The organism is Pseudomonas sp. GW821-FHT03E01 (assembly GCF_059420765.1).
Genome location: NZ_JBWKUI010000003.1, coordinates 215,912 through 228,750, shown reverse-complemented (window position 1 = coordinate 228,750; position 12,839 = coordinate 215,912). Strand labels below are relative to the sequence as shown.

The following is a 12,839-nucleotide window of genomic DNA, read 5'->3' as shown; positions in this document are numbered from 1 at the left end:
GCAAGCGTCACGCCGCCCGTAGCGGATCGGTCAACTGGCCCGGCACCTTGCTCAATGGCCGACCGCGTCAACGCGATGACCTATTGTTCCATCTGCGGACCCGCACCCCGCATGAACTGTGGCTGGTGATCGTCGATGCCTCGGCTTCGACCCGGCGCCATCAGGCGTTGAGCGATGCCAAGGGCTTGCTGGCGCAACTGTTCGACGATGCCTATCGCCAGCGCGCACGCCTGGCTTTGCTGACCGCCAGCGGTCACTTGCCGAAGTGGCAGGTGCAGGGGTTGAAAGCTTCTGCGGGCTTACGCGATTGGCTCGAGGGATTGGGCGCCGGCGGCGGGACGCCGATGCTGGCGGCGCTGGGCGAGGCGGGGCACTGGCTGGTGGCACGGCAAAAGCGTTTTCCGGCCGAACAGCAGCGGCTGTTGCTAGTGACAGATGGACGGTTGAAGGAATGGTCGACATTGCCGGAGCTGGATTGTCCGGGGTTGCTGATCGACATCGAGCGCGGTCCGATTCGGCTCGGGCGGGCAAAGGTGTTGGCAGCTCAGTTACAGATTGATTATCGGCATATCGATGAGCTGATTTAAGGTTGAATTTTGTGCTGACAGTGCTGGCCCCATCGCATCGCTGCCCTATGCTCTGTAAGCAAACCCATCACAGGAGTGACCCATGCGCGTTCTAGCCCGCAACGATCAGGACGATTTCCGCGTCAAAGCCTACGCTGGCACCAACGGTGTGCTGCTGGCCATCGACCTGGCCGAACCCCGCCGCAAAGGCCTGTTGGGGTTTGCCATCGAAAAACAGCAAGGTGACAAACCCTGGTTGTTTCTGTTCAACAGCCTGACCTTCCCCGGCAAGGATCATACGTTCCCTCAGTTTCACGCCACCCCCAGCGATGCCGCGCCTTTGCAGAAATTTCGCTGGGCCGATTACGCGGTCAATCCGGGTGTGACGATCCATTATCGGGTTCACCTGGCTTATGGCACTGCCGATGCGCCACAGTTGGGTGAAAGCCTGGAAGTGACGGTCACCACGGACGATGGCCTGCCCAAGGGGCAGAACGTGATATTCAACCGGGCAGTGGCTGCCAGTCAGGCGTTCCAGCGCAAATTCGCCGACCTCGATGCGCTACTCAGCGTCAACAAGACACTGCCCATCGAAGAGTGGCCCGATGCGCCGCGCCAATGGCTGGAAAATGGTCTGCTCGCACGTTTGCTCGGGTTTATCGAGCGTGCCGTGGATGGCCAGTGGGCGCTGGACATCGCGATCTATGAATACCAGCTGCAGGCGATCGTCGATGCGGTGAACGCCGCCTTCGAGCGTGGCGTAAAGGTTCGGGTCCTGTATCACGCCCAACCTGGCGAAGACACCACGGCGCTGAACGAAGCCAGCCTGGAAAAAATCCCGGCGGCGAACAAACGCGGGCGAGTCACCCACAATATCTTTCACGACAAGTTCATGGTCCTGAGCCGGCTTGATGCCGCGGGGCAGCATCAGCCCGAAGCAGTACTCTGCGGCAGCACCAACTTCACTGCCAACGGCGTTTACCGTCAGGCCAATGTCGTGCATGTGCTGGACGACGCTCGGATCGGCGCCACTTACCTGCAAACCTTCGAGCAGGTCTGGGCCACACCGACGGACGTCGGCGCCACACGGGACTGGCTCACGGAACATAATCCGATGCAGCCTGACCAGCCGCTGTTCGCCGGTTTTTCACCGCGCTCGGGCGAGGGCGACTTGAGTGAGTTCATCAAGATCATCAACGCCGCCAAAAAAGACCTGCTGTTTGTCACCGCATTCACCTTGCCGGACAAAATACTCAACGCGCTGCTCGGCCAACCCCACGACGACATCTTGCGTTACGGCCTGCAAAACACGGTCAGCAACATCACCGGTTTCCATGCCGACCGCACCGCCGAATTCGCCGCCACCGCGCTGCTCAACACCGGCCTTGAAGGCTGGCTCAAGGAAAACATGAAAGGCCAGAAGGGCAACCTGCTGGTGCACACCAAAGCCATCGTCGTCGATTTCACCAGCGATTCACCGACCATCATCAGCGGCAGCCACAACCTCAGTGACGCGGCCAGCAACGGCAATGACGAAAACTACCTGATCATCCGTGGCGACACCGACCTGGCCGATCGTTACGGGCTGGAACTGCTGCGCTTCTACGAACATTACCGGTTCCGCTACTTCGCAAAGAAACTGCAACTCAAGCAGGTCCGGCCGTTGGCGGCGGATGACAGCTGGACCGATGACTATTACCGCGAGGGCGACCTGCGGATGTTGTCGCGGCTGCGTTTTTCCGGACGATAAACACACCGGCGGGCACTTTTTGTAGCAGCTGCCGAGCAGCGCAAGGCTGCTGCTACAGGTCAGTTATCTGCCCATTGCATTACTCATCAAACGTGCATTCAACCGCTCCCGTGCCCGAGGCGCAGTGCATAAAGTGCTGAGGGTTCTCTGCAACCACGGCAAGTCGTGGCGGGGTTTGTGGGCAATCTGTTTGGGCCTGAGCTTGCCGATGTGCTTTTTGAAATGTTCTTCCAGGGTTTCCGGGGTGCCTATGCCCTTGAGCTTCGTCAGCAGCTTCCCCTCCTCGTAGAACAGCAAAGTGGGTGTGCCTTTGACTTCCGGATGCCGAGGGGACTTGCTCGTATCCAGCATATAGATGCACGCATGATCTTTGTACTTCTCGGCAATGGCCCGGAAAACCGGTCCGGCCCCTTCGCAGGCGGGACAGTGGTCGTTGCCGAAATACAGAATCACCGGGCGCCAAGTGTTGAGCGCTTTGCGGTAGGCCGGATCCAATGACTGGGTGGACATCGAACTCATTGAAATCTCCTTTTCAAAGACTATCGAAGGCCCTTTGACGTTAAAGGAGGCGAGCGGGTGGGTCTACTGTCAGAAATTACAGGTGTGCTCTGCTTCTTTTTGACCTGCAATGCACCGCAATGTGACTCAACCACACACAGCCTGTAGCCAACGGTAGCGTTCAGCCAGCTGTCTTTTCGTAACACTTTCTTCGCGCCTGTGCGCATCCATTTGATTCAAAACACTTTTCAAATCCTCCGAGATTCCGGCCACATCCTGTGGCACACTTTCTGCTGTCTATTCCGTTGTTACATACCTTGTTCCGGTATAACGGAATAAACACAGCCCTGGAGTGCTTGCCATGCATCGCCGACCTTCCTTGTTTAAAGCGTGTGTTTTCGTTCTCGCGGCTTCGGCCGCTGCCGTGGGTGTCGCTCAAGCGGCAGACAGCAAGCTCGACAGCGTGCTGGCCCGTGGGAAATTGATTGTGGGCACGGGCAGTACCAATGCGCCGTGGCACTTCCAGGGAGCGGACGGCAAGTTGCAGGGTTTTGATATCGATATCGCGCGGATGGTGGCCAAGGGGTTGTTCAACGACCCGAGCAAGGTCGAGTTCGTGGTGCAGTCGTCCGATGCGCGGATTCCGAATCTGCTGACCGACAAGGTCGACATGAGTTGCCAGTTCATCACCGTGACCGCCAGCCGCGCCCAACAGGTCGCGTTCACGCTGCCGTACTACCGCGAAGGTGTTGGTCTGTTGCTGCCGGCCAACAGCAAGTACAAGGAAATCGAGGACCTCAGGGCCGCCGCCGACGGTGTGACCGTGGCGGTACTGCAGAACGTGTACGCCGAAGAACTGGTGCATCAGGCGCTGCCCAAGGCCAAGGTCGATCAGTACGACAGCGTGGATCTGATGTATCAGGCGGTGAACTCCGGCCGTGCCGACGCGGCGGCCACCGATCAGTCGTCGGTGAAATACCTGATGGTGCAGAACCCAGGCCGTTATCGCAGCCCGACCTACGCCTGGAGCCCGCAGACCTACGCCTGTGCGGTCAAACGCGGCGATCAGGATTGGCTGAACTTCGTCAACACCGTGCTGCATGAAGGCATGACCGGCGTTGAATTCCCGACTTACGCGGCTTCCTTCAAACAATGGTTCGGTGTCGACCTGCCTACACCTGCAATCGGTTTCCCAGTCGAATTCAAATGATCCCGTGAGAGCGGGGCGGTGATAAATCGCCCCGCTCAAGGTACTGTTGACCATGAACTATCAGTTGAATTTTGCCGCCGTGTGGCGCGACTTCGACACCTTGCTGGCGGGGCTCGGTCTGGGTCTTGAGCTGGCGCTGGTGTCGATCGCCATCGGCTGCGTGATCGGCCTGCTGATGGCGTTTGCTTTGCTGTCGAAGCACCGCGCATTGCGGGGGCTGGCGTCGGTGTATGTGACGGTGATCCGTAATACGCCGATTCTGGTGTTGATTCTGTTGATCTACTTCGCGTTGCCGAGCCTGGGTATTCGCCTGGACAAGATCCCCTCGTTCATCATCACCCTGTCGCTGTATGCCGGGGCGTACCTGACTGAAGTGTTTCGTGGCGGGCTGTTGAGCATTCCCAAGGGACTACGTGAAGCCGGGTTGGCGATCGGCTTGGGCGAGTGGCAGGTCAAGGCGTACGTCACCGTGCCGGTGATGCTGCGCAATGTGCTGCCGGCGCTGTCGAACAACTTCATTTCGCTGTTCAAGGACACCTCGCTGGCGGCGGCGATTGCTGTGCCGGAGCTGACCTATTACGCGCGCAAGATCAATGTCGAGAGCTACCGGGTGATCGAAACCTGGCTGGTGACCACAGCGCTCTATGTTGCGGCCTGTTACCTCATTGCCATGATGCTGCGTTACCTCGAGCAGCGTCTGGCGATTCGCCGATAGGAGGCCCCATGTACGAATCCCCCAGCTGGTTGCATGAGTTATGGGTGGCCCGGGATGTCCTGTGGCAGGGCTTTCTGACCAGTGTGCAGTGCTCGGGCCTGGCGATTTTGCTGGGTACGCTGGTCGGCATCGTCGCCGGCCTGGTACTCACCTACGGCACGTTCTGGATGCGCGCGCCGTTCCGGTTCTACGTCGACATCATTCGCGGCACGCCGGTGTTTGTATTGGTACTGGCCTGCTTTTACATGGCGCCGGCACTGGGCTGGCAAATCAGCGCCTTCGGGGCAGGCACTTTGGGCCTGACGCTGTTTTGCGGTTCCCATGTCGCCGAGATCGTGCGCGGTGCGTTGCAAGCGCTGCCCAGCGGTCAGATGGAAGCGAGCAAGGCCATCGGCCTGACGTTTTACCAGGCGCTGGGTTATGTGTTGTTGCCCCAGGCGTTGCGGCAGATCTTGCCGACCTGGGTCAACTCATCCACTGAAATCGTCAAGGCGTCGACCTTGTTGTCGGTGATCGGCGTCGCCGAGCTGCTGCTCAGTACTCAACAGATCATCGCCAGGACCTTCATGACCCTGGAGTTCTACCTGTTCGCCGGATTGCTGTTTTTCGTCATCAACTACGCCATCGAATTACTCGGCCGGCACATTGAAAAGCGGGTGGCCTTGCCATGACACAAGCTCAAGTTTCGACCCAGAATCAGGCGCTGCTGGACATCCGCGGCCTGCACAAACAATACGGCCAGCTCGAAGTGCTCAAGGGTGTCGACCTGACCATGCAGCGCGGCAATGTGGTCACGCTGATCGGCTCCAGCGGCTCGGGCAAGACCACGCTGCTGCGCTGCGTGAACATGCTCGAAGAGTTCCAGGGCGGGCAGATTCTGCTCGACGGTGAATCCATCGGCTATGACGAGGTCAACGGCAAGCGCGTGCGCCACCCGGAAAAAGTCATCGCCCGCCATCGCGCCATGACCGGCATGGCCTTCCAGCAATTCAATCTGTTCCCGCACCTCACCGCGTTGCAGAACGTCACCCTCGGGTTGCTCAAGGTGAAAAAACTGCACAAGGATGAAGCCGTGGCGCTGGCGGAGAAATGGCTGGAGCGGGTCGGCCTGCTGGAGCGCCGCGATCATTACCCCGGTCAGTTGTCCGGTGGTCAGCAACAGCGCGTGGCGATTGCCCGGGCGATTGCGATGAACCCGAGTTTGATGCTGTTCGATGAAGTCACCTCGGCCCTCGATCCGGAACTGGTGGGCGAAGTGCTGAACGTGATCAAGGGCCTGGCCGAGGATGGCATGACCATGTTGCTGGTGACCCACGAAATGCGTTTTGCCTTCGAGGTCTCGGACAAGATCGTGTTCATGAATCAGGGGCGGATCGAAGAGCAGGGGCCGCCCAAGGAACTGTTCGAGCGCCCGCAGTCGCCGCGACTGGCGGAATTTCTCAAGAGCACCCGCTTTTAAGCCTTCACTTTTTAATCAGGAGAAACACCCATGAGCATTACTCGTTACGGCACCGGCAGCACTGCCGGTGGCGGCCAGCCCCGTCCTTTTGCCCGCGCCGTCGAAGCCGATGGCTGGCTGCACGTGTCCGGCCAAGTGCCGGCGGTGGATGGTGAAATCATCGTGGGCGGGATTGTCGAGCAGACTCACCAGACCATGAAAAACCTGATCGCGATTCTGGAAGAGGCCGGTTACGGGCTCGAAGACGTGGTGCGCACGGGCGTGTGGCTGGAAGACCCGCGGGACTTCTGGAGTTTCAACAAGGTGTTTTCCGAGTACTTCAAAAGCGAACACGCCCCAGCCCGGGCCTGCGTGCAGGCGAACATGATGGTCGATTGCAAGGTCGAGATTGATTGCATCGCGTACAAGAAAAAGGCCTGAACCGCAGTGAATTCTTCGCGGGCAAGCCTCGCTCCTACAAACGGCGAAATCCTGTAGGAGCGAGGCTTGCCCGCGAAGGCGGCCTTCTGGGTAAACTCCCGGCACTTTGAATGGGACCACTGAAATGACCGAAGACACCATCAAGCGCCGGGCTCGCGGTCTGGACCGGGCGTTCGACATCCTCGATTTCCTCAAGGAAATCGGCCAGCCCCTGCGCCCGAACGAAATCGCCAGCGGCATCGGCAGCCCGAAATCCACGGTCTACGAACTGGTTGCGTCCTTATTGGAGCGGCGCATCCTCGAACCCGTGGGCAAGGAAGGTCACGTTTACCTCGGTCGTCAGCTGTACTTCCTCGGGCAGGCGCATTTGCGTCATTTCGACCTGTCCCGCGAGGCCGATCACGCCTTGCAGGAAATCGTCAGCCAGACCCGCGAAACCGCGCAGATGTGCCTGCTCAACGGGCGCAAATACACCGTGGCATTGATGAAAGAGGGGGAGCGGCATTTCCGCATTTCCTCGGACATCGGCGAAAACGCGCCGATCCCCTGGACCGCTTCCGGGCGCCTGCTGCTGGCGCACCTGAGCGATCAGCAAATTGTCGATTTGATCGACCCCGACGACTTCATCCTGCCCGACGGCGAACGCCTGCCACTGGAGCAGTTTCTTGAGGAAATCCGCCAGGCCGCCATCGACGGATTCTTTTCCTTCGACAGCGTCGCCGACACCTTTACCCATTGCTTCGCCGCCCCGGTCAAAGACCCGAACGGCGTGGCCATCGCGACCCTGTGCATCGTCGCCCCACGGGCCGATGCGAAGAACAATTACAACGACTATCGCCGGGTGCTGATCGACAGCGCCAACAGCCTCGCCCGGCGTATCAACGAATAACAGCGGCTGCCTGCGGCCGTGTGTGAGGAGATCGACCATGTCTACTGCCATCAATACCGCCGCCGTGGAAAAGGGCGCCGCCCAGACCGGCGCCAACCTAGTGCGGGACGTCAGTCTGCCGGCGCTGGTGCTGCACCGCGACGCGCTGGAACACAACATTCGCTGGATGCAGGACTTCGTCAGCCACAGCGGCGCGGAACTGGCACCTCACGGTAAAACCAGCATGACCCCGGCGCTGTTTCGTCGCCAACTGGACGCCGGTGCCTGGGGCATCACCCTGGCCAGTGCCACGCAAACCCGCGCGGCTTACGCCCATGGCGTGCGCCGGGTGCTGATGGCCAATCAACTGGTTGGCACGCCGAACATGGCGTTGATCGCCGACCTGCTGGCTGACCCGACTTTCGATTTCTATTGCATGGTCGATCACCCGGATAACGTCGCCGACCTCGGCGCGTTTTTCGCCTCGCGGGGCGTGCGCCTGAACGTGATGATCGAGTACGGCGTGGTCGGCGGTCGTTGCGGTTGCCGCACCGGAGCCGAAGTGCTGGCACTGGCCAAGGCTATCAACGCTCAACCGGCGTTGGCGCTGACCGGCATCGAGGGCTACGAAGGGGTGATTCACGGTGATCATGCGGTGAGCGGCATCCGCGAGTTCGCAGCCTCCTTGGTGCGATTGGCGGTGCAGTTGCAGGACAGCGGCGCGTTCGCGATTGCCAAACCGATCATCACCGCGTCGGGCTCGGCCTGGTACGACCTGATCGCCGAGTCGTTCGAAGCGCAGAATGCCGGCGGTCGATTTCTCAGCGTGCTGCGCCCCGGCAGTTACGTGGCCCACGACCATGGCATCTACAAAGAAGCGCAATGTTGCGTGCTCGACCGTCGCAGCGACCTGCACGAAGGTTTGCGCCCGGCGCTGGAAGTCTGGGCGCATGTGCAGTCGTTGCCCGAACCGGGTTTTGCGGTGATCGCCCTGGGCAAGCGCGACGTGGCCTACGACGCCGGTTTGCCGGTGCCGTTGCTGCGTTACAAGGCCGGCGTGGTGCCGGCGACCGGCGATGATGTAAGTGCCTGCAAGGTGACGGCGGTGATGGACCAGCACGCATTCATGACCGTGGCGCCGGGGGTTGAGTTGCGGGTGGGCGATATCATTTCGTTCGGGACTTCGCACCCGTGTTTGACGTTCGACAAGTGGCGTATCGGGTGTCTGGTGGATGAGCAGCTGAATGTTATCGAGACCATGGAAACCTGTTTCTAAGAGCCCCCACAACATGAACAACATCAGCCCTCTGGGCCCCAACATCCCGCGCATCGCCCTGATCGGCGAGTGCATGATCGAACTGCAGCAGCGCGCCGACGGCTCTCTGCAACAGAGCTTCGGCGGCGATACCCTGAACACCGCGGTCTATCTGGCCCGTGAACTGGGCGATGGCGGCACGGTGGATTACGTCACTGCCCTGGGTGACGACAGTTTCAGCGATGCGATGTGCCAGAGCTGGGCCAGCGAACACATCGGCCTGGGTATGGTCCAGCGTTTGCCCGGTCGCTTGCCCGGTCTGTATTGCATCCAGACCGACGCGGCCGGCGAGCGGCGTTTTCTCTACTGGCGCAATGAAGCGGCCGTGCGCGATTGCTTTACCACCCCGGCGGCCGCGCCGATCCTGGCAGCGCTGCCGGATTACGACGTGCTGTATTTCAGCGGCATCACCCTGGCGGTGCTCGGTGAGCAGGGCCGGGAGAAACTGCTGGACACCCTGATCGAAGCCCGACAGCGGGATGCGCGGATCGTGTTCGACAACAATTATCGACCACGCCTATGGGCTTCGGTCGAGGACGCACGAGCGGCTTATCGCGAAGTGTTGCCCTATGTCGACCTGGCGTTGCTGACGGTTGATGACGAGCAGGCGCTGTTCCACTTTTCCGATTGCGCGGCGGTGTTTGCCGCTTATGAGCAGATGGGCACGCCCGAAGTGGTGCTCAAGCGCGGTGCCGAGGCGTGTCTGATTCGCTGTGACGGCGAGTCGTTCGAAGTGCCGGCGCAAGTGGTCGAACGGGTGGTGGACACCACGGCGGCGGGGGATTCGTTCAGCGCGGCGTATCTGGCTTGCCGCCTCAAGGGTGGGAGCCCGGTCGAGGCTGCTGAAGCGGGGCATCGCTTGGCGAGTCGGGTGATTCAAGTGCCGGGGGCACTGATCCCCAAAGATTGAAATGCAATGCCTGTGGTGGCTGTGATTTTTGTGGCGAGGGGGCTTGCCCCCGTTGGGCCGCGAAGCGGCCCCAAAACCTGTGACCTTGATCGACCTGACACACCGAGTGCGCAGGATCTACGACTGCTTCGCAGCCGAACGGGGGCAAGCCCCCTCGCCACAGGCAAGCCTCACCCTATATATCGAGCCAGCCGATCAGTCCCGGTAAAACACCTGCACCAGGTGATACCCGAACTTGCTCTTGATCGGCCCATGCACCACCCGCAGCGGTTTTTTGAAGATCACCGCATCGATTGCCCCGACCATCTGCCCGGGCCGTACTTCGCCAAGATCCCCGCCGCGTTTGCCGGACGGGCAGGTGGAGTATTTCTTGGCCAGCACATCGAAGGCTTCACCCTTGGCGATGCGTTGTTTGAGCTGCTCGGCTTCTTCCGAGGTTTTCACCAGAATATGGCGGGCTTGGGCTTTCATTGGGCGTACCTTGCAACGGTGGTGGCTATGTTGGTGCCAGCGTGGGGCGCGCGATTATGCCTTAACTCAGCCGGCTTGGCCGATCATCGTGCGAATCTTGTTGGCCAACAGGTCCATGGAAAAGGGTTTGGCCACCATGTCCATGCCTTCCTCCAGGAAGCCCTGGCGTTCGGCGGCTTTCTCGGCATAACCGGTAATGAACAGCACTTTGAGCTCCGGGCGGTGCTGACGAGCGATTTCCGCCAGTTGCCGACCGTTCATGCCCGGCAGCCCGACATCGGTGACCAGCAGATCGACCCGCAGGTCGGACTCCAGCAAGGGCAGGGCGCTCTGCGCATCTTCGGCTTCATGGGCGTGATAACCCAACTCTTTGAGCAGGTCGAGCACCAGCATGCGCACCGCCGGATCGTCTTCCACCAACACCACGGTTTCACCGGCAACCGCTGGCGGTGCTTCGCCGGTGACCGGCAGCTGCGCGTGTTCCGGCAGGGCGACGTGCAACCGTGGCAAATACAGGCGAACGCTGGTGCCCTGGCCAGGCCGGCTGTGCAGGCTGACGTGCCCGCCCGACTGCTGGGCGAAACCATAGATCATCGACAACCCAAGGCCGGTGCCCTGGCCGATGGGTTTGGTGGTGAAGAACGGATCGAAGGCCTTGGCCAGTACTGATGGGGTCATGCCGGCACCGTTGTCGCTGACGGCAATCATCAGGTAATCCCCGGCCCTGACTGGCTCCAGCGGAGTGACGTCGCTGCCGTCGAGGTGAACATTGGCGGTTTCGATCAACAACTCACCGCCATCGGGCATCGCATCCCGGGCGTTGATCACGAGGTTGAGCAAGGCGTTTTCCAGTTGGCTGACATCGGTACTGACCGGCCAGACCTCATCGGCCAGCTTCAGTTTGAGCTCGATGTGATCGCCCTTGGTCCGGCTGAGCAAGTCTTCCAGGGAATGCACCAGCTGGTTGGCGTCCAGTGGCCTGCGATCCAGTGACTGACGCCGTGAAAATGCCAGCAACCGATGGGTCAGGGCGGCGGCGCGATGGGCCGAGGACACCGCCGCTTCGGTGAAGCGACCGATCTCGGCCGCGCGCCCATCGGCGATGTAGCGCTGCATCAAATCGAGGCTGCCGATGATCCCGGTGAGCATGTTGTTGAAGTCATGGGCGATGCCGCCGGTGAGCTGGCCGACCGCTTCCATTTTCTGCGCATGCCGCAAGGCGTCTTCGGCACGCTCACGCTCGAACATCTCGTTCTGCAGTCGCTGGTTGGCTTCGGCCAGTTGTTGGGTGCGAGCGCTCACGCGTTCTTCCAGGGTTTCGTTGAGGTTGCGCAGCGCCTCTTCAGTCTGTTTGCGCTCGGTCTCGTCGATCACGAAGATGTAGAAACCATTCACCGCGCCGTCTGCGCCGTGGCGTGGCAGGTAGTTCATCAGGGCCTGGCGGGTGCTGCCATCGCGGTGATCGGCGCTGATGCTGAAACAACAGGTCTTGCCTTTCAGCGCCTCGGCGATGTATTCGGCGCGCAGGGCATAGGCTTCATCGCCAAGCACTTCACGAATGGTGCGGCCGTAAAGCTCCTGGGGCGTCAGGCCATACCATTCCAGATAGGCGGCATTGTTCAGGCGAAAGCGCTCTTCGCGGTCCACATAACTGATCAGGATCGGCATCGCGTTGATGATCAGTTGCAGCTCGGTCTGGCTTTGGCGCAAGGCCTGTTCGATGTGTTTGCGTTCGGTCAGGTCCAGCGCGGCGCCGAGGAAGCGGATCGGCCGGCCATGGTGGTCCTTGTAGCAACGACCCCGGGCAAACACCCAGCGCAACTGGCCGTCGGCTTGCAGCAAGCGATATTCCTCGGCGTACTCGCTGCCATGGGTGATGCAGTGCTTGATGCTGCGGGCGATCATGGCGCGGTCTTCCGGGTGCACGCCGTGGAGGTATTCGCTGATCGGCAACTGGCTGGCCATGGCCGGATCGACGCCATGCAATTGCGCGAAGTGCGCATCGGCGATGAAACGGTCTTCGCCAATGTCCCAGTCCCAGGTGCCGACGGCATCGGTGGCGGCCAGTGCCAGTTGCAGGCGCTGCTCGGTTTCTTGCTGGGCCTTGAGGCTGGCGGCAGAGCGTTGTTCCAGTTCGAGGGCGATGCGGCGACGTTCGTTGGTTTCGATGGCCGTGACCAGAATCCCGGCAACCTCGGCGCTTTCGTTGCGAATGGGGCTGTAGGTCAAATCCAGCCAGAAGTCAGAATCCCGACCGTCGCGTTGCAAGGTGAAGCGCTGTTCGCTGTAGGTCCGCACCTGGCCCTGTAGGACGGCGCTGTAAATCGGGTCGGTAAAGTCTTTGAGTTCCGGCCAGATCTGGTGCGTCGGTTGTCCGAAAGCGTGAGGGTGTTTGCTGCCGGCGAGGAAGGCGAAGCCGTCGTTGTAGATCTGCGTGAGCTGCGGGCCCCACAGCAATAGCATCGGCATTGGCGAGTGGATCACGATGTCCACCGCGGTGCGCAGGCTCTGCGGCCAGTTTTCGGCGGCGCCCAGCGGGTTGTTTGTCCAGTCCAGTCGGGCAATCAAGGCCTGGGCATCGCTGGCGGTCGGTGGTGCGTTCATCTACATGTCCTGCGCATGAGTCAGTGTGGCGGCGTCTACTATCCTTGCAAGGC

13 protein-coding genes are annotated in these 12,839 nt (G+C 60.7%); 10 read left to right on the top strand and 3 right to left on the bottom strand.

The window, feature by feature from the left end; translation table 11 throughout:
• Positions 1 to 47 precede the first annotated feature (47 nt).
• On the top strand, positions 48 to 587 hold the full coding sequence (locus AC07VO_RS06575; protein ID WP_192351060.1) for a vWA domain-containing protein: 540 nt from the start codon (positions 48 to 50) through the stop codon (positions 585 to 587).
• Positions 588 to 669: 82 nt separating this feature from the next.
• Entirely contained in the window at positions 670 to 2,316 is a 1,647-nt protein-coding gene (locus AC07VO_RS06570) for a phospholipase D-like domain-containing protein (RefSeq protein ID WP_018927652.1), read from the top strand.
• Positions 2,317 to 2,379: 63 nt separating this feature from the next.
• Here the strand turns inward: AC07VO_RS06570 and AC07VO_RS06565 are convergent, their stop codons facing one another.
• On the bottom strand, positions 2,380 to 2,835 hold the full coding sequence (locus tag AC07VO_RS06565; protein WP_192351062.1) for a thioredoxin family protein: 456 nt from the start codon (positions 2,833 to 2,835) through the stop codon (positions 2,380 to 2,382).
• 340 nt (positions 2,836 to 3,175) lie between these two features.
• On the opposite strand from AC07VO_RS06565, the gene AC07VO_RS06560 reads away from it, so the two are divergent.
• The 8 genes from AC07VO_RS06560 to AC07VO_RS06525 all read left to right on the top strand — a co-directional run bounded on the left by AC07VO_RS06560 (position 3,176) and on the right by AC07VO_RS06525 (position 9,711).
• On the top strand, positions 3,176 to 4,024 hold the full coding sequence (locus AC07VO_RS06560) for a transporter substrate-binding protein (RefSeq protein WP_019578493.1): 849 nt from the start codon (positions 3,176 to 3,178) through the stop codon (positions 4,022 to 4,024).
• 52 nt (positions 4,025 to 4,076) lie between these two features.
• Positions 4,077 to 4,739: an amino acid ABC transporter permease gene (locus tag AC07VO_RS06555; protein ID WP_019649174.1), complete on the top strand. Its 663-nt coding sequence runs from the start codon at positions 4,077 to 4,079 to the stop codon at positions 4,737 to 4,739.
• Positions 4,740 to 4,747: 8 nt separating this feature from the next.
• Complete coding sequence (locus AC07VO_RS06550) at positions 4,748 to 5,410, top strand: amino acid ABC transporter permease (RefSeq protein ID WP_018927656.1); 663 nt, start codon at positions 4,748 to 4,750, stop codon at positions 5,408 to 5,410.
• On the top strand, positions 5,407 to 6,198 hold the full coding sequence (locus AC07VO_RS06545; RefSeq protein ID WP_019578494.1) for an amino acid ABC transporter ATP-binding protein: 792 nt from the start codon (positions 5,407 to 5,409) through the stop codon (positions 6,196 to 6,198). The genes AC07VO_RS06550 and AC07VO_RS06545 overlap by 4 nt, the downstream gene beginning before the upstream one ends.
• Before the next feature lie 30 nt (positions 6,199 to 6,228).
• The gene (locus AC07VO_RS06540; protein ID WP_018927658.1) at positions 6,229 to 6,618 is read left to right on the top strand and encodes a RidA family protein; all 390 of its coding nucleotides are present in this window, start codon (positions 6,229 to 6,231) and stop codon (positions 6,616 to 6,618) included.
• A 124-nt stretch (positions 6,619 to 6,742) separates the two neighbouring features.
• Complete coding sequence (locus AC07VO_RS06535; protein WP_192351064.1) at positions 6,743 to 7,507, top strand: IclR family transcriptional regulator; 765 nt, start codon at positions 6,743 to 6,745, stop codon at positions 7,505 to 7,507.
• 37 nt (positions 7,508 to 7,544) lie between these two features.
• The gene (locus AC07VO_RS06530) at positions 7,545 to 8,762 is read left to right on the top strand and encodes an amino acid deaminase (RefSeq protein WP_192351066.1); all 1,218 of its coding nucleotides are present in this window, start codon (positions 7,545 to 7,547) and stop codon (positions 8,760 to 8,762) included.
• 13 nt (positions 8,763 to 8,775) lie between these two features.
• Positions 8,776 to 9,711 (top strand): sugar kinase, encoded by a 936-nt coding sequence (locus AC07VO_RS06525; protein ID WP_192351068.1) that lies wholly within the window; start codon positions 8,776 to 8,778, stop codon positions 9,709 to 9,711.
• 195 nt (positions 9,712 to 9,906) lie between these two features.
• Here AC07VO_RS06525 and AC07VO_RS06520 read toward each other — a convergent pair whose 3' ends face one another.
• Positions 9,907 to 10,182, bottom strand: coding sequence for a peptidylprolyl isomerase (locus AC07VO_RS06520; protein WP_007933743.1), 276 nt, complete (start codon positions 10,180 to 10,182; stop codon positions 9,907 to 9,909).
• A 66-nt stretch (positions 10,183 to 10,248) separates the two neighbouring features.
• Positions 10,249 to 12,786: a PAS domain-containing hybrid sensor histidine kinase/response regulator gene (locus AC07VO_RS06515; RefSeq protein WP_192351070.1), complete on the bottom strand. Its 2,538-nt coding sequence runs from the start codon at positions 12,784 to 12,786 to the stop codon at positions 10,249 to 10,251.
• Between the last annotated feature and the right edge of the window lie 53 nt (positions 12,787 to 12,839).

Coding starts and splice junctions, on each gene's coding strand:
- AC07VO_RS06530 (WP_192351066.1), top strand. CDS start 7,545: ATGTCTACTGCCATCAATACCGCCGCCGTGGAAAAGGGCGCCGCCCAG.
- AC07VO_RS06545 (WP_019578494.1), top strand. CDS start 5,407: ATGACACAAGCTCAAGTTTCGACCCAGAATCAGGCGCTGCTGGACATC.
- AC07VO_RS06550 (WP_018927656.1), top strand. CDS start 4,748: ATGTACGAATCCCCCAGCTGGTTGCATGAGTTATGGGTGGCCCGGGAT.
- AC07VO_RS06555 (WP_019649174.1), top strand. CDS start 4,077: ATGAACTATCAGTTGAATTTTGCCGCCGTGTGGCGCGACTTCGACACC.
- AC07VO_RS06515 (WP_192351070.1), bottom strand. CDS start 12,786: ATGAACGCACCACCGACCGCCAGCGATGCCCAGGCCTTGATTGCCCGA.
- AC07VO_RS06535 (WP_192351064.1), top strand. CDS start 6,743: ATGACCGAAGACACCATCAAGCGCCGGGCTCGCGGTCTGGACCGGGCG.
- AC07VO_RS06540 (WP_018927658.1), top strand. CDS start 6,229: ATGAGCATTACTCGTTACGGCACCGGCAGCACTGCCGGTGGCGGCCAG.
- AC07VO_RS06520 (WP_007933743.1), bottom strand. CDS start 10,182: ATGAAAGCCCAAGCCCGCCATATTCTGGTGAAAACCTCGGAAGAAGCC.
- AC07VO_RS06565 (WP_192351062.1), bottom strand. CDS start 2,835: ATGAGTTCGATGTCCACCCAGTCATTGGATCCGGCCTACCGCAAAGCG.
- AC07VO_RS06560 (WP_019578493.1), top strand. CDS start 3,176: ATGCATCGCCGACCTTCCTTGTTTAAAGCGTGTGTTTTCGTTCTCGCG.
- AC07VO_RS06570 (WP_018927652.1), top strand. CDS start 670: ATGCGCGTTCTAGCCCGCAACGATCAGGACGATTTCCGCGTCAAAGCC.
- AC07VO_RS06525 (WP_192351068.1), top strand. CDS start 8,776: ATGAACAACATCAGCCCTCTGGGCCCCAACATCCCGCGCATCGCCCTG.